The following is a 24,260-nucleotide window of genomic DNA, read 5'->3' on the forward strand; positions in this document are numbered from 1 at the left end:
CGTTATTATCAAAAACATTACAGTATAATGATGATCATGATTCAGATAGGTTATATCATTACAGTTTGATTGCCCATTTCAGCTTCACGGCTAAATAACCTTGTATATACCCCATCTTTATTCTCAAGCAGGTCCGCATGTGTACCTGTCTCAATTACTTTTCCATTTTCCATAACTATAATTCGGTCGGCTGATAGGACAGTGGATAGTCGATGTGAAATGATAATGATGGTTTGCGATTCTTTCCTTTTTCTAATTGCCTCATTTATTTTAAGTTCGGTGATTGGGTCCAACGCTGAGCTTGCTTCGTCCAGGATAAGAATTTCAGCCTTTTTTACTAATGCCCGCGCTAAGGATAAACGTTGCTTTTGCCCACCGGATAGCATGCTCCCTCTTTCTCCAACATTCGTTTCCAGCCCATTCGGCAATCCTTCTACATATTCCATTAGCCCGCTGTCTCTAATAGCTATATAAAGTTCTTCGTCTGTCGCTTCCGGATTACCCATTCTTAAGTTATCAGCCAATGTTCCATTCCTCATTTGAACATCCTGAGAAACAAACGCAAGTTGTTGGCGGAGCCACTCAACATCAAACATACGAATATCTTGATGATCGATCTTAATGGAGCCCTCCACAGGATCATATAGACGTAAAAGCAGGTCAACAATCGTGGATTTTCCTGATCCGCTAGGTCCAACAATTGCGGCGATTTCTCCTTGCTTAATCTTAAATGAGACACCCTTTAAGACCTTCTCTTCTTTATTCGGATAGGAGAATACTAGATTAGCTGCCTCTATATTGCCGCCTGTATATTCGGGCTTTTTCCCGGGATTAGTTTCGATTTCAGATTTTGGGATGGAAAGAAGAAGATCTGATCGATCCAGTGCAGGACCTGTTCTTCTTACAGACAGCCACATTCTTAACATCTTTTGCATTTCATTTGCCGCAATGGTTACTAGGCTCCCTGCAGTCAGCATTTGTCCGGTAGTTAATTGACTGTCCCAGATCAAAAGGACACTGAAATAATAGACGCCTGCGAGTGCAATTCCATTATATCCACCAATTACAACAATCGATTGCATACGAGCTTTTAATTCTCTTACGGAATGTTTAACGAAAGACTCCCGAATGGAAATAATGCTCTCCACCTCACGATCGGATACGCCCAATACTCTGGACAGATGAATTCCCGTCACAGATTCACGTAACCTCTCTAAATATCGAGACGCCTCTTCTCTCGCTTTTTGTGAAGCAGACCTTGTTCTTTTACCGACATGGTTAGAAGCTATATAGAAAACAATCCCCAAAATCACACTTGCCATCATCAAGTAAGGATGAATAAAAAATAAGACAAAATTATAAATGAAAACTCCCTGAACAGCAGCCATTAAGGTAGAGCCTTCCCATGCCAGGAAATTGTGCAATGTATCAGGATCATCTGAAACACGAGCCAGTAATTCTCCTGATTTTGCATTCTGGAAGTAGGAAAAAGGTAGATAATGAATATGAGTAAACAATTTTATTTTCTGCCTATTCGTGACGGATTTCGCAATATAATGGCAAAAATATTCATCTATTACCATCATCAGTAAATCAAAGATAGCTACAAACAACAGCAACCACATTAAACCCCATAGCAATGATGAGGATTGCTTAGGAATGACATCATCAACCAGCCAGCTTAAGGCAAATGCCGGGATAACAGATGCACAAATCTGCGCAATGGCAATAACAAAGGAATCTCCCAGCACCCATTTCCAAAAAGGCTTTAAAAAGGCGAGTACACGCCTGCCGTCCCGGTTTTTTTGAATCTTTTGATCAGCACTCATCCTACTCGCCCCTTCTCTAATTCACTGTATTGCGACCTATATAACTCAAAATATTTTCCTTTCAAAGCGAGTAATTCTTGATGTGTTCCTCTTTCAGCAATTTCACCTTTATGTAAAAGCAAGATTTCATCCGTATGACGAACAGTTATTAAACGATGGGCAATTGTAATCGTCGTTCTGCCTGGTATAAGTTTTTCCAGTGCTTCCTGTACCTTCTCCTCCGTTTCTCCATCTAAAGAAGATGTTGCCTCATCAAATATCAAAAGGTGCGGATGCCTTAAAATCGCTCTGGCTAAAGCAATCCGTTGACGTTGCCCGCCGGATAGCTTCAGACCCCTTTCACCTACGACTGTTTCGTAGCCTTCTGGTAAAGACTCAATTAATTCTGTCAATCCTGCCGCTTCAACAGCATGCTGTATATCATTATCAGCAGCGTCCCTTTTTCCATATACAAGATTTTCTCTCAGAGTAGCGTTCAAAAGGAAGGTTTCCTGACTTACAATTCCAACCTGGCTTCTGAACGAATTACGATTATATGTATGAAGATTCTTTCCATCAATCAGGACCTCACCTTCATCAGGATCATACAATCCTAATAAAATCTGAACTAATGTACTTTTTCCGCCTCCACTGGTACCCACAATTCCAATATGGCGGCCCTGTTCAACCGTGATTGAAATATCATTTAATACATTTTCTGTTGATTCGGGATAGTGAAAAGTGATGTTTTTTAACTCTACTTTTCCGGATATCGGACCCATTGCCGGTAGTTGTGCATCATGTTCTTCAGGCAAATTGAAATATTCATAGATTCTTTGCAAAGCAGGAATGGCTTGCTGGATGATCAATGCGTTTTCAGCAAGTGAGCGCACAGGTTGAAACATAGTCGGAATAAATCCTAAACAGGTCACAAGTACCCCAACTGTGATTTCACCTCTCCATACCGAGAATCCTCCTACTAGCATGACAACTCCCGGAGTAGCAATATTGAACATATTCCCAAGGCGCCAATTGACTTTACCAATCAAAGCCGCTTTTATAGAAAAAGACATCCATTTCTCAAGCTTTGATTTCTGCTTATCTATTTCAGCGGTCTGTTGATGGAAGGTGCGGACCAACCTTACAGATTCAATACTTTCTTGCAGATGATGATACATATCGGCACTCATATCCCTTTGAACAGCGCCCATTTCTCTAACCGTTTTTCCAAGTTTAAAAGAAGGATATAAATAAATGACAAATACAATAAACATGATAAATGCAGTTGGCCAATACATAAAAATGACGGTTGAAAAGGCAGCAACTGCGCTGATTATTTGCTGTAGAAATCGTGGAACTACGGTATTATTTAAATTTTGGATAGACTCAACATCGTGCGTCAATCTAAATAACATATCTCCCCTTGGTGTCTTTTGAAAGAAAGACATTGGAGCTTTATGCAATTTCTTAAAAACTCGTAATTGCATATCCGTTATGACATCCAGTCCAACTTTAATCTGCACGTATTCCTGCATACTCTCAAACACTACTTTTCCAATATAAGATACAATAATACCTCCGATGATCCATGGTAGAAGGTCAGTTACATTATGTAAGAGTACATCATCAACCAATTTACCCGTCAGAATAGGCGGAAGAATGGTAAAAGCCCCACCAATCAAGGAGAAAACAACAGCTATTGTGATACTGACCCAATAAGGCTTAAAATGGCCAAGTATCTCACTCGTTAAACGCATATCTTCAAACACCCCCATAAATTGATATTTTATTATATATTCTGAATATAATCACTATTTATTTGAAGAATTTTACATTCTTTTTGTCAGAATAGAATTTGATTCATTTATGAACTACTTTGAAATCAGTTTCTGTTTTTATTTTGATTGTGTACAATTTCCTTGGTGACAGGGGATTTTTATCACTATGAAGATTTAGCACATTGTTTTAAAAGAGCACCTTTAAACAGATTAATCTATACATTTTATTAAACTGATCATTTTCTCTCTTTACAGGTTATCCTATTTTAAAAAGCGATTCATCTTCTTAATCAGTTCATTTATCGTAAGCCGATTTTCTTACATCCGAGAAGTTTGGTGATCTATTTAGGTTTGCTTGTTAGTAAAACAACTATTATTAATACATTTACGAAATATATAGCTTACACACTACTAAAAGAAAGTAAGTCGTTCAAGACATTAGTGACCATTTAGTACAAGGAATAAAAATCTCCAAACACCCTTGGTCGTTGCAGGCAAAAAAAAAAGAGTCGCTAAGAAAAGCGATTCTGGTAACTACTTATAAAAGATAGACTACAATTAACCCACGTATTGCTCTTTTCTTCATCTTTAATTTCTGGAGAATACATGTATAACAATGATACTTGGGATCGCAACAATACAGCTATATATATTTAACAGATTCAAACACTCCTGTTACCGAATAAGAACATCACCATGTACGGATATAGTTCAAAACCATTCATTTGTTCCATGATTTAAACCTGCAAATTCTCAACAATTGAGGATATTCCTAAACCTCCGCCAATGCAAAAGGTGACCAGCCCATATTTCTCTCCCCTGCGCTCCATTTCATGAAGGAGTTTGGTCATCACTATACCGCCGGTCCCTCCAATCGGATGTCCGAGCGCAATTGCACCACCGTTTACATTTACTCGTTTCACATCCATACCCAATTCTTTAATTACGGCTAAAGACTGAGCCGCGAATGCTTCGTTTAATTCTATCAGTCCTATATCCTCCAATTTCAACCCGGCTAACTTCAGTGCTTTTCTCGTAGCAGGTGCAGGACCAATTCCCATAATTTCCGGAGAAACACCGGCAACTGCTTGAGCAATGATTTTTGCTTTACATCTATAGCCCTTTTGAATAGCTGTTTCTTCTGCCATTAACAAAACCAATCCTGCACCATCATTCCTTCCGCTTGAATTCCCGGCCGTAACGGTTCCGTTTTCTTTAAAAACTGGTATAAGCCTTCCCAATTGCTCCATACTTGTCTTTCTTGGATGTTCATCCACCTTGAACAAAACCGTTTCTTTTTTCGTCTTTATCTGATAAGGAATGATTTGATTATCAAACAATCCAGAGGAAATAGCATATTCTGCCTTTTCCTGACTTAAAAGCGAAAATTCATCCTGTTCTTCCCTGCTGATTTCATATTTTTCTGCTAAATTTTCAGCTGTCATTCCCATAGTTAAGTGGCCATATGTCTCAATCGGCTGAGCACGCGGTTGGCTTTCCGTATTGGAATCAAAAATTTCAGCATTACCTATGCCTAATCCATAACGAGCATTCCGTAAATAAAACGGTGCCTGACTCATACTTTCAGCACCTCCGGCAATAACGATATCGGACAAGCCGCACATAATTTGCTGAACGCCATTATGAACGGCCTGCACACCTGAACCGCACTGGCGATGGACCGTATAACCAGGGGTTTCTATTGGAAGTCCAGCACGCAATAAAGCCAACCTTGCCAGGTTAGGCTGATCCGTACTTTGTTTTGCCTGGCCTATTATGACTTCATCAATCTCATTTTTCAAAACTCCTGTGCGTTCAATCAATCCATTCATGGTTGCAGCAGTAAGATAATCCACTTCCTCATTTTTTAAAGATCCGCCTATCCTGCCTACTGCAGTCCGAACCGCATCTACAATCACTGCATTTCTCAAATTACATCCTCCCATCAACCTTGAGTATCACAGAAGACTCCCCCCCAGACTTCTTCGTAAAAGCAATCACTTATATGTTTATTGATGAGTAAATACTGGACGGCGTTTTTCAAGGAAAGCAGTTACTCCCTCTTTCATATCCTCTGTAGTAAAGATTTCCTGGAATAGATTTGATTCTAATTCGAGTCCAACCTGCAATGGACCGTCTGTCCCCTCATTGACTGCCTGCTTGATTCTTCGTAATGCCTGAAGGGAATGCCTGCTGATTTTTCGGGCCAGTTTGCAGGCAGCTTCAATCCCTTCTTCATCTGTAGCTATTTGATTAATCATCCCGAGCTGAAGCGCCTCTTCAGCCGATATGGAATCACCGGTAAACATCAGCTCTTTTGCTTTAGCGGAACCAATTAAACGGGGAAGCCTTTGCGTTCCCCCTCCACCAGGAAATAAGCCGAGCTTTACTTCAGGCAAGCCGAGCTGTACCGTCTCCTTAGCAATACGGAGATCACATGCAAGTGCAAGTTCAAATCCACCGCCAAGAGTTACTCCATTTAAATAGGCAATAGTAGGCTTCGGAAATTCGGAAATCAATCGAAAAACCTCATTTTTCTTACTGGGCTGTTTTCCGACATCCGTACTTTGGCTGATCATGTTGGGGAACTCCTTAATATCTGCTCCAGCCATAAATGCCCGGTCACCTTCCCCCGTTAATATAATTGTAACCACTGAATGATCATCTCTCAGTTCGGTAAAGGCGTCACAAAGATCACTTGCCACTTGTTCACTCAAAACATTCATCGGCGGATTATTAATCACGACCGTTGCAACATTATTCTCTTTTTCAACACGCAGAAATGAGTACATAACACTGCCTCCTCTTAATCTATTATTTTGGCTGCATACGAATCGCCCCATCCAGGCGAATTGTCTCTCCATTCAGCAATGGATTTTCGATAATACTTTTGACGAGCATGGCATATTCTGATGGATATCCGAGTCTTGGCGGGAAGGGTACCATCGCACCGAGAGCCGCCCTGGCCTGCTCCGGTAGCCCTCCAAATAAAGGTGTGTCAATCAACCCTGGAGCAATCGTCATGACACGGACTCCACTTCTCGCTAAATCTCTTGCCAATGGCAAGGTCATGCCGACAATTCCACCCTTTGATGCACTGTAGGCCGCCTGGCCAATTTGCCCATCAAAAGCCGCTACTGAAGCTGTATTAATGACAACCCCTCTTTCTCCATCTTCATTAGGTTCATTCTTAATCATTTGTTCTGCAGCTAAACGAATCACGTTAAATGTCCCGATCAAATTGACCTCAACCACTTTTTTAAATCTGCCAAGATCATGCACTTTATCTTTAGAGACGACTTTTTCACCTACTCCAATCCCCGCACAATTGACGACCGTATTGATATTTCCAAACGTTTCAACACCTTTTTTAATAGCAGTCTGAATCTCTTCTTCACTGGTTACATCCGCTTTTAAAAAGATTACATTTTCATGACCCAGGGATTCAGCCAATGCCAACCCTTTATCCTCCGAGCGATCGATAATTGCTACTTTCCCGCCATTCTCCACGATATTCCTGACTGTAGCCTCTCCCAGACCGGAAGCTCCTCCTGTCACAACAGCAGATATTTTTTGCATTTTCATATTACCAACCTCCATTATTTTAGTTTTCATTCGGTACCTGTTTGATTAATCTATTCAATTCGTTCGATAATAGTTGCATTAGCCATACCGCCACCCTCGCAAATGGCCTGTAATCCATATCTGCCTCCTGTTCTTTCCAGTTCATGCATTAAAGTAACCATAACCCTTGCCCCGCTTGCACCAAGAGGATGACCGAGAGCAATCGCTCCTCCATTCACATTTAACTTATTCATGTCTGCTTCAACTTCTTCCTTCCAACAGAGCGGAACAGGTGCAAAAGCTTCATTGACTTCATATAAATCTATTTCCTGTATCGTCAATCCCGCTCTTTCAAGTGCCATTCTCGTTGCCTCTATCGGTCCTGTTAGCATCAGGGTTGGGTCGGAGCCTATAACCGTTCGGGCGATAATCGAAAATCTTGGTTTTAAGCCTAATTCCAATGCTTTTTCCTTAGACATAATTAACAGGGCTGCGGCTCCATCACTCATTTGACTGGCATTCCCAGCATGAATCACACCATTTTCTTTAAATACGGTTGGCAGTTTCGCTAATTTTTCAAGAGACGTTCCCCGCCGCGGTCCTTCATCCTGTGTAACTAATGTCTTAACCCCGAAATCATCCATAACTTCTACAGGTATGATTTCACGGTCAAAGCGTCCCTCATTTTGGGCTTGAATAGCCCTTTGATGGCTTAATAACGAAAATTCATCAAGTTGACTGCGGCTAAAACCCCATTTCTCAGCAATTCTTTCTGCTGATAAACCTTGATTGATCAATTCATAGCGAGAAGACAACTGTTCACTTGGACCTGCTTTTTTCCTTGTTGAACCCATTGGGACTCTTGTCATGCTCTCCACTCCACCCGCTACAACGATATCCATATCTCCACTCAAAATGGCTTGTGCAGCAAAATGAACGGCCTGTTGGCTCGAGCCACATTGTCGGTCAATCGTCGTACCAGGCACTTTAATGGGGAAATCAGCCATCAAGGCAGCTGAACGTGCAATATTTAAACCTTGTTCTTCAACTTGTGATACACACCCAATAATGACATCCTCAATTAATTCAGAAGAAATACCTGCTCGGTTTACTACTTCTTTTAAAACGTTTGCGAGAAAATCATCCGGACGGACGGAGCTAAATACTCCATTTCGCTTTCCTACCGGTGTTCTGACTGCTTCAACAATTACGGCCTCCCTCATTTAAATCTCTCCTTATAATCCGATTTTTTTAGCGATTATTTGCTTCATAATTTCATTGGTACCTGCATAAATCGAGGTAACCGCTATATCACGGTATCTTCTCGCAATCGCATATTCTTCCATAAAACCGTACCCGCCGTGCAACTGCATACATTGACTGACCATTCTCTTTGCCATATCAGTTACCCACCATTTGGCCATGCTTACTTCTGTGACAATATTCTGACCTTCCATATGTCTCACAATTAAATCATCAATAAATGTACGGCCTATCTTCACCTCAGTGGCCATTTCGGCGATTTTAAATTGTGTATTTTGAAAATCACTGATCGATTTTCCAAAGGCTGTTCGCTGTTTGACATAGTCAATCGTGATTTTCAACGATTCCTCTGCTGCCGCTAATGCCTGAATCGCACACATTAACCGTTCCTGCTGAAGTTTGGCCATCAAATAATAAAAACCTTTATTTTCCTCTCCCAATAAATTGCTGCCCGGTACTCTCGCATCTTCGAAAATTAACTCAGTCGTTTCACCCGCAAGCTGGCCAATTTTGTTCAGCTTTTTTCCACGTATAAATCCGGGTGTTCCTTTTTCAACTACAATCAGACTGATTCCTTTATGTCCTGCATCTGGATTTGTTTTACAGGCCACGATTGTTAAATCGGACCTGAGCCCATTTGATATAAACGTTTTTTGTCCGTTAATAATATAGTCGTCACCATCTTTAACAGCTCTCGTCTGCAAATTCCCTAAATCTGATCCCGTTCCCGGCTCGGTCATTGCAATAGCTGTTGAATACTCACCTGTAATACACTTTGGAATCCATCTTTGTTTTTGGTCTTCTGTACCAAATTCATACAAATAAGGAACAACGATATCATTATGTAAAACACATCCTCCGATTCCACTCCCGACTCTTTCAAATTCCTCAGCAAGTATCACTGAATAAGCAAAATCTGCATTAAATCCGCCATATTTCTCATCTGCCCACGGTACAAGAAACCCTTGGTCACCAAGCTTTTTCCACAAATCTCCAGGTGTGCTTTTCTCCTTCTCCCATTCAAGATAGTAAGGAATCACTTCCTTATCTAAAAATTTCCGAACTGATTCACGAAAAATACGATGCTCTTCCTTTAAATAACTGGTCATCTGTGTACTCCCTTTCCATTCATAGTCTTATATCTGTACAACCTATATATATGCAAGTATCATGCCAAATTATAAAATGGATATTTCGCCAGTTTGAGAGATTGGTTGTATGAAATCTATACAACTTCCCTTTCATCAGTGTCTCGTTCGTTCATAATCGTTTGCTGTAAGAGGACAATGATTTTGGCAAACTATAAAGTAAAAACTGCCGGTATTTACACACAGCAGTTTACTTCTTTTTATTTTTGATAAGTTCGATTACTCTGGCCGAGCTTCGGATAGGTAATTATCATTTCATTCGAGTAGGAATCTGCATGATTTCCGGTCACCATATAGCTAAATGAATCTTTCTCTTGAATTAAATTTCTTTCCTTCATATAGATATGTTTGCTTAGCTCGTTGGCTTCAAGTACAGGCGCCATGCAGCAGTCCACATTCAAAGAGAAATCCATCCACTCCTCAAATGTTTTACTTGCAAACAATCGTCTTATCTCCTGATAAACTTTATTCTGCTCAACTGATTGAGAGAACTGGGCATCTATCCATGTATCCTGTCCTGTTGCCGTGCAAAAATTACGCCAAAATTTTGTTTCCAGCGCACATAACGTCATATACCTGTGATCCTTAGTTTCATAAATTCCATAACATATTACATTACCATTTAATGTTGGAATTCCAGTTTTTCTGCCTGTTGCTGATTCAATAAACACATGATAATTCATTAAAGCAGCAGTTGTATCCAATAATGCAATATCTAAATAGGTTCCTCTACCTATGCGTTCCCTTTGAAAGAGGGCACCAAGTATCGATTCGGTTGCTGAAGACCCACCGATTAAATCCGCAAATGTAAGTGATGGTTGAACAGGCCTGCCATCCCCATCCTTTAACTGAGCCAATACACCGCTCATGGCCATGTAATTCAAATCATGGCTGCCAAGCTGTTGCATGGTACCTTCTTGGCCATAGCCGGATAAGGAGCAATAAATAATCTTTGGATGAAAAGTCTGAATATCTTCATATCCAAGCCCTAATCGTTTCATTACACCGGGCCGGTAACTTTCAATCAAAATGTCTGAATTACGGATGACTTCAATCGCCAATTCTTTGTCCGCTTCTTTTTTCAAATCCAGGGACAAGCTTTTTTTATTACGGTTCATACACCGGAAAAGATAATTTTCTTTTTGATCTTCCTCCAAAGGAAGCCGCGCATGATCTCCAGTGGGAGGCTCTATTTTAATTACTTCTGCCCCTAAATCTGCTAGGCGCAGAGTTGCATAGGGTCCGGGCAAGTTTTGGGTGAAATCAACTACTTTAATTCCCTTTAGCATAAACGCTTCCTCCTTAAATTTACTAAATTTCTATCCTGTTAAAATACGGAACTTTTCCAAACCATAAGGAATGTCTGATTTTCAAACACCATCATTTCTGCTGTTTTAATAGTGGAGATTCAGGCAGTAACCAATCATACTTCTTTAGCTTGTCATACAATACAGATCGGCTGATACCAAGCAGGAGGCAGGCCTTACTTTTGTTCCCTCCTGACATTTCTAACGCTTTATGTATGGCCAGTTGCTCCGCTTTCTCTAATAAAGGCTGTGTTTCTTCATCTTCCTCCTCTTCATTCAAAAAAAGATCGTAGCCAACTTTCTGCAGAATATATTCTGGGATGTCCTCTAGACCGACTTTGCCATCCTCAGCAAAAATCATGGCCCTCTCCCAAACATTCCGCAATTCCCGGATATTTCCGGGCCAGTCATATTCCAATATTGCTTTCTCAAACAATGAATTCCATCCTGTAATGCTTGTCCCGTTTTGTTTATTAAATTCTTTAATAAATGCTTCGCTTAAAAGGAGAATGTCCTTTTTTCTCCGCCTTAAAGGAGGAATCTCAAAGGATATGACATTCAACCGGTAAAATAGATCCTCCCTAAATTCCCCGTCAGCAACCATTTTTTCCAAAGGACGATTGGTAGCGGCAATGATACGAACATTTACACTGATTCGTTCTGTTCCGCCTACTCTGTAAAACTCTCTTTCTTGCAGGACACGAAGCAGCTTGGCCTGTATGGATAAAGACATATCCCCAATCTCATCAAGGAAAAGTGTGCCGCCATTGGCCATATCAAACTTGCCGATTTTCCCTTTATTTTTTGCTCCTGTAAAAGCGCCTTCCTCATATCCAAAAAACTCTGATTCCAACAAGTGCTCAGGTATAGCGGCACAGTTCACCGTAATAAATGGACCCTTTCCAAATGGACTGGCGCTATGAACGGCATGGGCAAATAACTCTTTACCCGTTCCGCTTTCCCCAAATATTAATACTGTGGTCTTTACCTTGGCTGCTTTCATCCCACTCCGCATCAGCTTATCCATTTGCTTATCGTTTGATAGGATCTGATCAAATGTAAATCTTGATTTCTCAAGCTTGGTAGGATTCAGATTCTTCCTATCATTTACCTCTGCACTTTTGAATAACTCACGAACCTCGTGCAGCTGGCGATAAACGATTTTACCAATGGCACCGATGATTTGCTCATCCTGATAAACGGGTATACGGTGAACGATATAGTCTATTCCTTTAACCTGCATAAACTCACTAACTTCCGCTACACCCGTTTTCATCACATGCGGCAAATGAAGATGAGGTAAAACTGATTTAATTTCCTTCATTTCCATTTGCTGATCATACAGGTCAAACAACTCGATCAAACTGGGGCTGATAAAAGTAACTTCCTCTTTTTCATTTATCATGACGAGGCCATCATAGGCATTATGGATAACAGATTGCAAAAGTGTTTTCCATTTCTTTTGAAATTTTAATTCTCTCGTTAAATTCTCTAATTCAGATACATTTTGAAATAGCGTGATATACCCATGTTTACCATTTTCTAAAGCATACTTTGACAAACGTACTATATAATGTTCAGATTGAAAAACCATTGGAAAATGAGCTTCCATTTTCTCAGAAAATTGATTTAATTGAGGGATATAAATCTCGAGGTTTTCATTGATGAGTGATGAATAAGGGATTCCAATCATGTCAGTGATTTTTTCATTCACATAGATGATTTGATTTTTTTCATCTGTCATAATTGCTCCCAAATTGGATGTCTGTAATACTTTTTCAAGCTGTTCTTTTAATAATTTCGTTTCTCTCACGTAATTCATAACGGCATTTGTTTTTGTAAAAATGCCTACAGGAGCACCCTGTTTATTCACGACAATCCCCGTGCCCACCCTGCTCTTTGATATTAATTTTTCCAACAGTTCAGAGTTCACATCCTCCAAAACTGTTCCTACATCTTTTTTGATATAATCACTGATTGTAGTATCTTTAGAAACATCAGTGAGAATCATTTGGTACAATGAACTTCTTGTAAATACGCCAATCAGTTTTCCTGAACTGTTTGTCACCGGGATCGTATTCCACTTTTGCTTGCACATGATAGATAGAGCTTCCATCAATGTGTTCGTTGGTGATAAACAATGTTCGAGCGGACTCATGATTTCTTTAACGGGCTTTATAGTGTTCTCCCCCTTTAAAAGTCTATATATTTTTTTCCACAAATACGTGTAAAACTCCTCTAATTATAGGGAGGGAATAAAAATCGGCAAAATCCTTCTCGTTTAAAGAATCAGGATTTTGCCCACTGAAATCATTTATTATTATTTATTATTTATTATTTAATAGTTTTTTTGTCGTAATCTTTTAAAACAGTTTTTAGCATCTTCCCTGTTCCTGATTTTGGTATTTGATCAATAAAACAAATATAATCAGGAACCTTATACTCTGCCAATCTCTCTTTACAATAGGAAACCACTTCTTCTTCCTGTAACTGTAGATTTTTCTTTGCTACATAGGCTACCGTTTTTTCGCCAAAGACCGGGTCAGGCCTGCCAATAACGGAGCATTCCAAAATATCAGGGTGCGTGTACAATACTTCCTCTAACTCACGTGGATAAATATTAAAGCCGCCTCTGATGATCATGTCCTTCTTCCGGTCCACAATAAAATGGTATCCGTCTTCATCATAATAGGCCAGATCACCAGTATATAACCATCCATCTTTAATCGTGTTAATCGTATCATCTTCCTTTTTATAGTAGCCCTTCATCATGTTGGGACCTCTGAAAACAATCTCTCCTACCGCGTGCGGTTCTACTTCCTTACCTTCCGGATCGACAATTTTCAATTCGACGCCAGGAATAGACACTCCAACAGAATTCAATTTTTTAGCCATATCTCGAGGTGTAGTCATCAGCATAACTGTACTTTCTGTCAGTCCATATCCTTCTGCTATTTCGACACCCAGTGATTGATTGGTCTTATGGAGTATCTCGGCAGGTAAACTTGCCCCACCACAACCAGCTGTCCGAAGATGCGAAAAATCTAAATTTGAAATGGCTGGATTTTGAAGAAAGAAGGCATACATAGTTGGAACACCTAAGAAAATCGAGATTTGATATTTTGATATCTTTTCAAGTGTATCAACAGGGTGAAAACGTTCCTCTAAATAAATCGTACTTCCGTGGGCAATCGGCGCCAGGAATCCTTGTAATTTGGCATAAGCATGAAAAAGAGGCAATACACAAAGGACCCTGTCTTTTGGCGTTAATTGATTAATGACGGCTGCTGTAATCGTCATCCAATTCAAGTTGGCATGTGTAATCATGGCTCCCTTCGGATTACCGGTTGTCCCAGATGTATAAATGATTTGCGCGACATCCTCCGCATGAACAGGGACCACCTTGCTGATTGGAGATACAGACTGCAATTCCTGCCAGTCAGTAAATGGATGGTTTTCCTCTTCTCCAAAATAATAGATTTCTTTCATCTGTTTAAAGTCATTCATAGAGTTTTGAATGACGGCGGATGCAGCAGCCTCAGTAATTAAATATTCTGATTCTGAGTCATTGATAATATAGGTTGTTTCTTTTTCTTTAAAGGTAGGGTTAATGGGCACGACAGTTGCACCATTTGCTAATATAGCAAAATACGTAATGATATATTCCGGCCGATTGGTCATCATCAACGCAACTTTAGTCTCATGAGTAATGCCTATATTTTCCAACCCGGCTGCAATACTGAAAATTTGATCTCTCAGCTCTTGATACGTCAGCACCTGTTCCCGGTAATGAATAGCAGGCTGATTGGGCAAACGCGACACAGTGGACGTAAGCAGTTCAACAATATTCAAAAAATAACTACCTCCTTAAATACTGGATTCTATATATCAGCCTATTAAACAGTCACCTTAGCCACTAAAACCTCTCGGCAAACCTGCTCAATGACTTCATTCGGTATACGATATGTCTGACCGGATGGATCATTTTGAACAACTGATATAAGCTCCGGTATCTCTGCAGAGTTGATATCAAATTCCGAAAAGTCATCCGGTAAATTCACAGCTTTACGAAGAGCGACAATTTCATCAATACATTGCTGCAAACACTCTTCCTCAGTATCAGCAATATCCTTAATACCAAGTGCCTGAGCAAATTCTTTTATCTTAGGAATATAAAGCGGAGCTAAGTTTTTCATAACACTCGGCATTAAAACTGCATTAGCCAGCCCATGTGGAATTCCATACTTTGCACCCAGGGCATGGGCCATGTTATGGATAGGCATTTCGGCAAAAGCTAAGACAAAACTTGTTATAGCCATAGCACTCGCCTGCAGCATATTCGCACGTGCTGCAATGTTGTTCCCTTCATGTACAGCTGTTTCCAAATTGGCTCGAATCAGTTTAGCAGAATGGAGTGCAAATGCATCTCCCATAGTATTTGAGTTATTGGAAAAATAACCTTCCACAGCATGGGTCAAGGCATCCAATCCAGTAAAAGCAGTAACTTTAGCCGGTAGGCCAACAGTTAATTCTGGATCAAGAATTGCGATATCTGAATTGATAAATGGATGGAGCAAATTACACTTCACTCCTAAATGTTCATTATAAACAACCGAAATGCCCGATATTTCTGCACCCGTACCAGCTGTTGTCGCAATCGATATATGAGGTACCCCCATATGCACAGCCTCAGGCCAAACTTCTATTACATTTCCATTCAAGGCATGTTCAATTTTGTCCACTTTTTTATGAAGACACCATTTTATTGTTTTTGCCGTATCCATGACCGAACCACCACCGATGGCAATTATAGAGTCTCCATTACATTGTTTAAAATATTGCAGACCATTATTAATATTAGAAGACTTGGCATCCTGAGTAACATCATCAAATACTCCCGCCAGCTGTATACCAGGCACCATTTCAAATAAGCGCTGTATTTTTTTCGTCAGCCCAGCATGGGTTAACCCTTTATCGGAAAATAGAACCGGACGTTTACCACCCAATGACTGAATTAAGTCCGGAACAAGTATATGCGACCCTGCCCCATTCTTAATGATTGATCGATGGATAAATTCATAATACGAAGTAACCTTCATCTTATCTCCCCATTCCAATTAGTTTTAAAAGAATTCTAGAATATCAGCCCTAAAGCTGCCCTTTGTTCATTTTCAGTTGTAAGTGCTGTTATGATACTCTTCTGCTCTGTATATTCATTGAAAACTTGACTCCCCAATTCTCGTCCAAGCCCGCTTTGTTTATAACCGCCGAATGGTGCATCGTTTCTGAACGCATGCCATTCATTAATCCAAATTGTGCCTGCCTTAAGCTGTGTTGCTATTTCATTAGCTTTGACAACATCACGGGACCATACACCAGCCGTCAAACCATAAATTGTATCATTGGCAATCTCTATTGCTTCCTCTATCGTTGAATACTTCATCACGCAGAGAACTGGTCCAAAAATTTCTTCCTGTGCTATTTTCATATCATTTGTGACATCTGCAAAAATGGTTGGCTCAACGAAATAGCCTTGATCAAGTCCCGGTCCTTCTGCTTTTTTGCCACCGCACACAAGACGGGCACCCTGTTCCAATCCGGATTCTATATAGCCCAAGACTTTATTCATTTGTTTCTCTGAAATGACTGGACCCATTCCGGTATTCGGATCAAGCGGTTGACCTAATTTTATCTTTGCACTCATGGCCACTAATTGTTCAACCACAATATCGTACATCGATTCATGAACAAGGACACGCGTGCTTGCTTCACACACTTGACCAGCGTGGAAAAATACGCCAAGCAAAATCCCTGGTATGGCCACTTCCAAATCAGCATCTGGAAGTACAATTGCAGGTGCCTTCCCGCCAAGCTCAAGCGTAACCTTTTTCACACTTGAAGAGGCTAACTCCATTATTTTCTTTCCTGTTTCAGTTGAACCGGTAAATGCAATCTTTTCCACTTCCGGATGTGTCACAAGCGCCTCTCCTACCTCTGCGCCTGATCCGGTAATGACATTGAAAACCCCTTTAGGCAGCCCCGCTTCAACTGCAATCTCCGCTAATTTCAATGTACCAAGCGGGGTATCAGATGCTGGCTTGACAATAATGGAATTACCCATGGCAATTGCAGGTGCAATCTTCCACATCGCTAATACAAGCGGAAAATTGAACGGTGTAATCGCGGCTACGACACCTAATGGTTCCCGAACCAACTGGGCTCTGTTTGCTCCGAACATTTGCTTTACAGGCAATGCCTCCACAAACTCATATTCAAGGGACATGTTAGCTGTTTGCTGGAGAGAGAGGATGAGCTGCATAATATCCGCTCCTCCAATTTTTCGCAATGTTGCTCCTGTACTGATTCCCTCCAAATAGATTAACTCCTGTGCATGTTCCTTAATTTCATCGGCAAAACGCAACATGATTTGCGCCCTTTCTGCCTGCGTTTTCCTTGACCATACACCTGATTCAAATACTTCTTTTGCATTTAGAACAGCTTTATTCACGTCTTCTTTTGTACCTTTAGGGACTTTAGCAACTACTTCGGATGTAGCCGGATTTATGACATCAAACATTTCTCCCGTAGATCCTGGTGTCCATTCCCCACCAATAAATTGTGCAAATTCCTGTACCTTCACGTCTGTACTCATTCCATATCCTCCCTTTTCCCACTACTATTTTTCTTACTCAAAAATAACTTCGGTGTCATGAATTTCTTCCAGCGTTTTATCTTGGGCACGTGATAGTACCTCAATCCGCGCACTTAATTGTTTAAGTGCATATTCCATTGCTTTTCCTTCTTCAATACCAAGACTTGTCACTTTTTCCCCATCTTCCCTAGTTGTCAGTTCGTAGGCAATTGGAAGCAACTCCTGAAGCCTTATTTGGACACGATCAAATAACTCAGGATGTTCATGAATTAAGCGCTGAATAAGGAATGTACCAAATCCGATATGGCGTCCTTCGTCCCTTTTTACATTCCGTATCCCTTCAATAAATCCAGGGAATAAATTTGCTTTAGACAGAGCTTCATAGAAGAACCAATATCCCGTTTCCGCTAATACCCCTTCGGCAAAGATATTGTATGTGACGGCAGCATCCAACATTGCTTCAGGTGATTGGTCCACAAGTAATCTATTCATTGTCCGAGGAAGGATATCATCAAATAATTTCCTATGCCCAGGTGTCAGTAGATGACTGAGGTCCTCAGTTACACCGATTTCTTCTAAAAATAAACTAAAGAACTCCGCATGCTTTGCTTCTTCAAATAAAAAGGTAGATAGATAGGACTCTTCTTCAAACCACCCTTTCTTGGAAACGGCCATGATCATAGGAAGAATATCCTCCGATACAGCTTCCTCACCCCCAATAAACTGCGCAAATTGAATCAAAACCTCTTGCTGTTGATCAGGGCTAAGCTTTTTCCAATCCTCTTTATCCTGGCTAAAGTCAATATCAACCGGATTCCATATCCCATGTCTTTTAGCTTTTTGATAAAGTTTATACGGGAGTGAATCCTTTTTGATCATTTGTTTTGTAGTCACATATTCACGCACTCGTATCCCTCCTTTGAAAGTAATAAATTTTATTTTTCATGGATGCTTTTCGTATGTATTCCTCCCCCCTCTCTCGATAAAGCGCTTACATTAAATTGCATCCACTTTGCTCAGCCTTCCCTGAACTAATTGCAAGTTCCGTGCCAACATAAAACCCCTGTCCAACTTAAGAAAATAGGTTGGTTTCTATTTAGTAATGATTGATTTCCAAACAACCTTTTTTCCTTGCTGTTTGAATACCACGCATAGGACTTTTGAATGCTCAGACGGACCTGCTTTCCTTAACTGTAACTTATAACCTATACATAATATGTTGTAATTTGTAGGCTCACAAAAAATAGATAGTCTAAATCTATCTCAAAATTTTAAATCTAGACTTATATTCATAGAATTCAATTAAGAAACCAAGAATAAGTATCTCTTTTTTTAAGATTATTATAAAGAACAATGAGTTTTCACTTATTAGGAGTAAATCCACACCCAACTAAACAGTTTAAAAGGCACTTTTTGTCATTATTAAATCGGAAATCCAATATAAAAAAGCGGTTTTTACCAATAATTGAGCCGAAATTGACAGGAATTAAGCCAAACCACTATTTATTGAGCGAAAAGAAGAAAATTGAGCATAGTATTCCATTTTCGCAATACAATACCTTTGAGCTAATATAGCCACTATTTTTCTACCTTGCCTTTTAACATAGAATTCTTTCGTTAGACAAACATAGATGTACCTTTCTCCTTTAAAAAACTCAACTGGCAAAGTCCCTAAAAAGAGGCAGTGATAAGCGTGATAAGCCCCTAAATACCAACTTCACACTGCCTCAGACTAAAACTAGCGGACCATATCTACTTTTCTGTCTCTAAATATCCCTTTCTAAGAACTGTTTTAACAATTTTTCCGGCTGCATTTCTTGGCAATGTATCCACGAAATTGACAATCTTAGGCTTTTTATACGATGCCAATTGTTCCTGGCAATAGAAAATCACTTCTTCCTCTGTCATCGTTTCACCTTTTCTCAGAACGATATAAGCTTGAACCACTTCTCCCCATTTTTCATCAACAGCACCGACCACAGCACTTTCGACAACTTTGGAATGTCTATTTAAAACTTGTTCAATTTCGGCTGGATAGATATTCTCCCCGCCACTAATAATCATATCCTTTTTCCGATCAACGATATAAATAAACCCTTCATCATCCATCCGAACTAAATCTCCACTATGAAACCATCCCCCACGGAATGCCTCTCTAGTTGCTTCTGGATTTTTATAATATTCTTTCATAACGGTTGGTCCACGGTAGACAATTTCCCCGACATCTCCAAGCGGAACATCATTCATATGGTCGTCAACGACCCTCACTTCTACATTGACCACCGGCTTACCCACGGAAGAATTTTTCCGAATAGAATCTTCAGGTTGAAGACAGGTAGTAACCGGACTCATTTCTGTTTGTCCAAAAGGATCGCTCAGTTTCCCATTTGGAAAATATTTTGCAATCCTCTCTTTCAGTAATAGGGAACATGGAGCACTCCCAGCGGCACATCTTTCTAATGATGTTAAATCATATTGTTCAATCGAAGGACATTCAACAAGCATATGCCACATCGTCGGCGCTAAAAAGATAAAATTTATTCGCTCTTTCTCGATGGTTTGAAGCACTTCTTCGGGGTTGAATTGTGAATGAATCACTGTAGTTCCATTAATGGGGTATAAAAGAGTTGATAGGGCAGCAATGTGAAATAAAGGAGCAACTAAAAGTTGTTTAAAAGTTGCGTCAAGTCCTGCTGTTACGACTTGGTTCATACCATTTATACACATGTTTTGATGCGATAAAACTGCACCTTTTGGCCGTCCGGTTGTACCTGAAGTATACATAATAAGCGCTCCATTATCACCCGATAATGAATTGCAAGGCTGATACGTTGAGGAGCGATCGTATATGGTCTCATAAGGTATATGGGAAGAAGTTGAATCTCCATTCACGACAACGATACAGTCAACAAGCTGAATTTGTGATTGAATCGATTCAATCACAGGCAAAAAGACGTGATCGACAAATAAAATTTTGCATTCAGATTGTCCAATGATATACGCCAGCTCATCTTTTGTCAGACGAAAATTTATTGGGACTCCTATCGCTCCAGCTAAAGATGTAGCATAGAATACATCAATAAAAGGAAGTCCATTCAAGAGCATAAAACCAACCTTGTCCTGATATCCTATTCTGTTTTCCTGCAACCATCCAGCTAAATGAAGTGCTTTCTTCTCAGATTCACGATACGTTCGTCTCTCACTGCCATATATGTATGCCTCTCTCTCAGGTGCCGTGTGTGCTGCCCTGCGCAAATACTCTCCGATTACCAGTGATCTGGATAATTCCAAATTAGATGTTGTCACAAATATCCCTCCTTATTTTATCCTGGGCCAAAATGAACAAAAGTTCGTAAACATCAACTTTATTTAGCCATCACTTACATTAATGCAAGTATAATGCCAATCTAAATTTTAGCGATTACATGCATTGATTCAATCATTACTGTCCCCATACCGCACACCACAATGACTACAGGTGTATGATAGCTCAACACATTCCATTTTCATGTTAATTCTGCTATTCCTTTTAGAACATTACTGATCATAAAAAAACAGCACCTTCCCGATGAGGAAAGTGCTGCTTTAATAATATACATCGAAAAAAATTTACGAATATTCCGCCACCTAATTATACTGCGTCATTCACGCACCCATTTTTAGTCTCTCTGGATTATTTCTCAGGAGGCAATCTCATTTACTATTCAAGCATCCTAACAGAATAAGTGTATAACGACAAAATTAATAGTTTAGAAAATAAATAAATGATTAAGAATTCATCCGTGTAACTCACTGTGCTGGTTTGATAATAATAGAATCAGGAAGATAAATACTAAATTTCGTCCATTCGGGATTGGAAGAACATAATAAGTCGCCATCATAACTATCAATAATTTTTTTGCAGACATAAAGGCCAATTCCCGTACCTAATTCCTTTGTAGTGAAAAATGGTTCAAAGATTGACTCAATATTTTCCTTTGCAATCATTGGCCCATTATTGGATAAGCTTATCACTAATTGATCGTCCTTCATCATGGATTTTACTTTAATGACACGCTCGGAAGGCTGATTTTTCAAGGCATCAATTGAGTTAATAAAAAGATTAAGAGCAACCTGCTTCAATCCATTTCTGCTTGCCTTTATGATTAAATCTTCCGGAACATCGATTTCTACCTTAACATTGGTATCTATAATGTTCGCATAGCTTAATTGTTTAATCTCTTCAATCAGCTCTCTGATCGATATATCCATGATAATCTCTTCATTGAATTCAGCTTTTGATGTGTGCAAAAATTGGGTAATCCGAAAATTTAATTGATTGAGCTCATATTCCATGATATCCAAGTATTTCATATCCGGATATTCTTTTCTCAAAATTTTATTAAAGCCCATTACAGCCGTCAGCGGATTACGGAATTCATGCACAAAGCTCGATGATATTTGACCGAGCAGGGCTAATTTATCCTTATGGTTTTCATTGATGAAGGTGGTCTTCTCATCAATGACTTTATTTTTCATTTGTGTATAGGTCGAAACCATTTCATAGCTAAAAATATCATATTGTCTATTGATATTATTAATTGTACTTTGGAGTATATAAGACGGGATATCCATCTTCAGCACAAAATTAACAAAGATACTGCGTCCCTGATTGATATTGTATAAAACATTTCCTATATTAATAGCATCCATGCGTTCAATGGCTGTCCTTCTCGCCACTTCCTTGATCTGACTTTCAGATATATCCCCATTTACCGTGTTAATCAATTGACTGAACATCGTTTTACGTGGTTTCTCCATAGATGCTGTATTTTCCTCATGATGCTGGATCTTGATAGAATCTAAATACTCCTGATATAACCTCCCCTCTTCTTTCATCAGTGATTCCTTAATCAATTTTTGATAATCACTTTGCTTTAATAAAATTGGCTCCATCTATTTAGACCACCATTTCAATTTAGCTTTACATGTATGATTTATATTCGACAGATATACCTAATATCCTTTACTGTAAGTAAAACATTTACAGATTGACATAATTGTTACGTTCTCGTAAAAAGTAAAACTCTCTTTTTGAATCATCTGATTTTTTTCAAACAAAAATCTTTTTCATATTTTTATATTTTCGTACTATCGATTTATAGAAAGACCGTTCACTGATTTAATTACCTAAAATGTATTCGTAAAATGATTTATGTGCTCACTCATTTCTTTATAACGTGTCCAATGAAGATAATGATGTCCCTTTAAAGTGACTATTTGAGATGGAGAGTTATCATTTAGTTGAGCGCGACAGAATGCTATATATTCCAGAAAGAGAATGTGGCATTAAAATATACGGGCCTTCATTATTCGATTTCTTTAGAGCTGTTCTCAACTCCTCTACTATATTTTTTACCGTTCTTTCTTTAGTTGTTAAATCACTCCATCCATAGCCAAAAGGTTCCACTACGACTACTTTATTAGTAAGTGCTAATTCATTTATTAAGGGTTCAAAATCTAACACTGGTGCTGCAGTACCTAAACCACTTAATAAGACGATCGTATTTTCTCCGTCGCCTTTCGTGTAAACATGCATATTATTCTCGTTTACTTCAACTAATTTTCCTGGAGCTTGATAACTTTTTTGTTCATACGTTGTTTTAATCTAATGGAAAGCGACCCATAACAAAATGATTGCTGCAATAAAAGAAAATAGTATTCTTGTCATCATCCAAAATCTAGCTTTCTTTTTTACCTTCAAAATTCCCACTCCTTTTCATATATCCCTAATCTAATTTGTAAATTTTACCATAAATCAAAGATCCATCGTAAGTTTATTCCATCCTCCTACCAAAGATATAGCTATGGAGAAATTAATCCCGTAGATTATACGTCTCTTTGTACATGCAGAAAGTGTCTTTAAACAACAAAAAAGGACTATATGGGAGAAAAAATCCTCCTATATAGTCCTAAATTTTTCTACATCTACTAAGGTACACAGAATGAATATAATTAGAGATTAATTATCTTCTTCCAGATCCTCTGTTTTTAATAATATTAAACACGAACACAAGTGCAGCTATTATTAATAATACGTGGATAATATCTCCGCCAATTTCAAATAGGAAACCTAACAACCATAAGACCACTAAAACTCCGATTAATGTCCAAAGCATTTTGTATCATCTCTCTTTCTAATATAGATATGTATTTACCTATTTTTACCCGAAAGATTAATATTTGAAACAAAATGATTCACTATTCGCAGCTTAGCGTTTTGTGGAACCGAATCCACCAGATCTATTTGCATGCAAGACTTGATCATCATCAGCTAATAAATACTGTTTAAATATACCCTGTGCAATCCGGTCCCCTTGTTTAATCAGCACGGGCGCTTCTCCTCGATTGGTAATAGAAATGCCAATATTTCCATCATTCTCAGGATTCCCATAATAAGATGAATCAATGATGCCAGTACCATTCGATAGAACAAGTCCATATTTGACTCCAAGGCTGCTTCGTATATGAATTTCCAACAATTCGTTTTGTTTCATATAGGTTTTGATATTAGTCCAAAATAAATGCTTCTCACCAACATTCAGTGTGATTGTTTCATTTGAAAAAAAATCATAGCCTGCCGATCCTGCATCACCGCGCAGTGGCAGCTTGATTTTATCCTTATTCATTTGAATCTTAAAATACTCTGGACTCACGATTTCAAATCCTCTTACTCTTTGCTCTCTCATATGAATCTCCTC

General features: G+C 39.2%; 18 protein-coding genes. All 18 read right to left on the reverse strand.

Features of this window, described 5'->3' with window-relative positions; all coding sequences use genetic code 11:
* Window positions 1-50: 50 nt before the first annotated feature.
* The 18 genes from AC4G3K_RS00265 to AC4G3K_RS00350 all read right to left on the reverse strand — a co-directional run bounded on the left by AC4G3K_RS00265 (window position 51) and on the right by AC4G3K_RS00350 (window position 24,248).
* Entirely contained in the window at window positions 51-1,829 is a 1,779-nt protein-coding gene (locus tag AC4G3K_RS00265) for an ABC transporter ATP-binding protein (RefSeq protein ID WP_491132060.1), read from the reverse strand.
* Window positions 1,826-3,565, reverse strand: a complete 1,740-nt coding sequence (locus tag AC4G3K_RS00270) for an ABC transporter ATP-binding protein (RefSeq protein WP_491132061.1) — start codon at window positions 3,563-3,565, stop codon at window positions 1,826-1,828. The genes AC4G3K_RS00265 and AC4G3K_RS00270 overlap by 4 nt, the downstream gene beginning before the upstream one ends.
* Before the next feature lie 758 nt (window positions 3,566-4,323).
* The gene (locus AC4G3K_RS00275) at window positions 4,324-5,517 is read right to left on the reverse strand and encodes a thiolase family protein (protein ID WP_491132062.1); all 1,194 of its coding nucleotides are present in this window, start codon (window positions 5,515-5,517) and stop codon (window positions 4,324-4,326) included.
* Window positions 5,518-5,595: 78 nt separating this feature from the next.
* Window positions 5,596-6,378: an enoyl-CoA hydratase/isomerase family protein gene (locus AC4G3K_RS00280; protein WP_491075279.1), complete on the reverse strand. Its 783-nt coding sequence runs from the start codon at window positions 6,376-6,378 to the stop codon at window positions 5,596-5,598.
* Between the two features lie 22 nt (window positions 6,379-6,400).
* Complete coding sequence (locus AC4G3K_RS00285; protein ID WP_491132063.1) at window positions 6,401-7,171, reverse strand: 3-hydroxyacyl-CoA dehydrogenase; 771 nt, start codon at window positions 7,169-7,171, stop codon at window positions 6,401-6,403.
* 50 nt (window positions 7,172-7,221) lie between these two features.
* Window positions 7,222-8,373 carry a thiolase family protein gene (locus tag AC4G3K_RS00290; RefSeq protein ID WP_491132064.1) on the reverse strand — a complete coding sequence of 384 codons (1,152 nt, stop codon included), beginning with the start codon at window positions 8,371-8,373 and terminating at the stop codon, window positions 7,222-7,224.
* 12 nt (window positions 8,374-8,385) lie between these two features.
* A complete protein-coding gene (locus AC4G3K_RS00295) occupies window positions 8,386-9,522 on the reverse strand; it encodes an acyl-CoA dehydrogenase family protein (RefSeq protein WP_491132065.1) in 1,137 nt (378 codons plus the stop codon).
* 239 nt (window positions 9,523-9,761) lie between these two features.
* Entirely contained in the window at window positions 9,762-10,850 is a 1,089-nt protein-coding gene (locus AC4G3K_RS00300; protein WP_491132066.1) for a CaiB/BaiF CoA transferase family protein, read from the reverse strand.
* Between the two features lie 91 nt (window positions 10,851-10,941).
* Entirely contained in the window at window positions 10,942-13,089 is a 2,148-nt protein-coding gene (locus tag AC4G3K_RS00305; protein ID WP_491132067.1) for a sigma 54-interacting transcriptional regulator, read from the reverse strand.
* Between the two features lie 113 nt (window positions 13,090-13,202).
* On the reverse strand, window positions 13,203-14,720 hold the full coding sequence (locus tag AC4G3K_RS00310; RefSeq protein ID WP_491132069.1) for a class I adenylate-forming enzyme family protein: 1,518 nt from the start codon (window positions 14,718-14,720) through the stop codon (window positions 13,203-13,205).
* Between the two features lie 44 nt (window positions 14,721-14,764).
* A complete protein-coding gene (locus AC4G3K_RS00315; RefSeq protein ID WP_491132070.1) occupies window positions 14,765-15,967 on the reverse strand; it encodes an iron-containing alcohol dehydrogenase in 1,203 nt (400 codons plus the stop codon).
* A gap of 35 nt (window positions 15,968-16,002) precedes the next feature.
* Window positions 16,003-17,520: an aldehyde dehydrogenase family protein gene (locus tag AC4G3K_RS00320; RefSeq protein WP_491132071.1), complete on the reverse strand. Its 1,518-nt coding sequence runs from the start codon at window positions 17,518-17,520 to the stop codon at window positions 16,003-16,005.
* 33 nt (window positions 17,521-17,553) lie between these two features.
* A complete protein-coding gene (locus AC4G3K_RS00325; protein WP_491132641.1) occupies window positions 17,554-18,459 on the reverse strand; it encodes a R2-like ligand-binding oxidase in 906 nt (301 codons plus the stop codon).
* Between the two features lie 813 nt (window positions 18,460-19,272).
* Window positions 19,273-20,826 (reverse strand): acyl-CoA synthetase, encoded by a 1,554-nt coding sequence (locus AC4G3K_RS00330; RefSeq protein WP_491132072.1) that lies wholly within the window; start codon window positions 20,824-20,826, stop codon window positions 19,273-19,275.
* 483 nt (window positions 20,827-21,309) lie between these two features.
* Window positions 21,310-22,455: a histidine kinase N-terminal domain-containing protein gene (locus AC4G3K_RS00335; RefSeq protein WP_491075289.1), complete on the reverse strand. Its 1,146-nt coding sequence runs from the start codon at window positions 22,453-22,455 to the stop codon at window positions 21,310-21,312.
* A gap of 340 nt (window positions 22,456-22,795) precedes the next feature.
* Window positions 22,796-23,098 (reverse strand): alpha/beta fold hydrolase, encoded by a 303-nt coding sequence (locus AC4G3K_RS00340; RefSeq protein ID WP_491132074.1) that lies wholly within the window; start codon window positions 23,096-23,098, stop codon window positions 22,796-22,798.
* A gap of 427 nt (window positions 23,099-23,525) precedes the next feature.
* Entirely contained in the window at window positions 23,526-23,678 is a 153-nt protein-coding gene (locus tag AC4G3K_RS00345) for a lmo0937 family membrane protein (protein WP_491075291.1), read from the reverse strand.
* Window positions 23,679-23,771: 93 nt separating this feature from the next.
* The gene (locus tag AC4G3K_RS00350) at window positions 23,772-24,248 is read right to left on the reverse strand and encodes a dCTP deaminase/dUTPase family protein (protein ID WP_491132075.1); all 477 of its coding nucleotides are present in this window, start codon (window positions 24,246-24,248) and stop codon (window positions 23,772-23,774) included.
* Between the last annotated feature and the right edge of the window lie 12 nt (window positions 24,249-24,260).

Source organism: Bacillus sp. z26 (assembly GCF_058313635.1).

What these genes read in the sequence shown, in the direction of transcription:
- AC4G3K_RS00265 (WP_491132060.1), bottom strand. Translation starts at nt 1,829, where the DNA reads ATGAGTGCTGATCAAAAGATTCAAAAAAACCGGGACGGCAGGCGTGTA.
- AC4G3K_RS00270 (WP_491132061.1), bottom strand. Translation starts at nt 3,565, where the DNA reads ATGCGTTTAACGAGTGAGATACTTGGCCATTTTAAGCCTTATTGGGTC.
- AC4G3K_RS00280 (WP_491075279.1), bottom strand. Translation starts at nt 6,378, where the DNA reads ATGTACTCATTTCTGCGTGTTGAAAAAGAGAATAATGTTGCAACGGTC.
- AC4G3K_RS00285 (WP_491132063.1), bottom strand. Translation starts at nt 7,171, where the DNA reads ATGAAAATGCAAAAAATATCTGCTGTTGTGACAGGAGGAGCTTCCGGT.
- AC4G3K_RS00290 (WP_491132064.1), bottom strand. Translation starts at nt 8,373, where the DNA reads ATGAGGGAGGCCGTAATTGTTGAAGCAGTCAGAACACCGGTAGGAAAG.
- AC4G3K_RS00295 (WP_491132065.1), bottom strand. Translation starts at nt 9,522, where the DNA reads ATGACCAGTTATTTAAAGGAAGAGCATCGTATTTTTCGTGAATCAGTT.
- AC4G3K_RS00300 (WP_491132066.1), bottom strand. Translation starts at nt 10,850, where the DNA reads ATGCTAAAGGGAATTAAAGTAGTTGATTTCACCCAAAACTTGCCCGGA.
- AC4G3K_RS00315 (WP_491132070.1), bottom strand. Translation starts at nt 15,967, where the DNA reads ATGAAGGTTACTTCGTATTATGAATTTATCCATCGATCAATCATTAAG.
- AC4G3K_RS00320 (WP_491132071.1), bottom strand. Translation starts at nt 17,520, where the DNA reads ATGAGTACAGACGTGAAGGTACAGGAATTTGCACAATTTATTGGTGGG.
- AC4G3K_RS00335 (WP_491075289.1), bottom strand. Translation starts at nt 22,455, where the DNA reads ATGGAGCCAATTTTATTAAAGCAAAGTGATTATCAAAAATTGATTAAG.
- AC4G3K_RS00340 (WP_491132074.1), bottom strand. Translation starts at nt 23,098, where the DNA reads ATGCATGTTTACACGAAAGGCGACGGAGAAAATACGATCGTCTTATTA.
- AC4G3K_RS00345 (WP_491075291.1), bottom strand. Translation starts at nt 23,678, where the DNA reads ATGCTTTGGACATTAATCGGAGTTTTAGTGGTCTTATGGTTGTTAGGT.
- AC4G3K_RS00350 (WP_491132075.1), bottom strand. Translation starts at nt 24,248, where the DNA reads ATGAGAGAGCAAAGAGTAAGAGGATTTGAAATCGTGAGTCCAGAGTAT.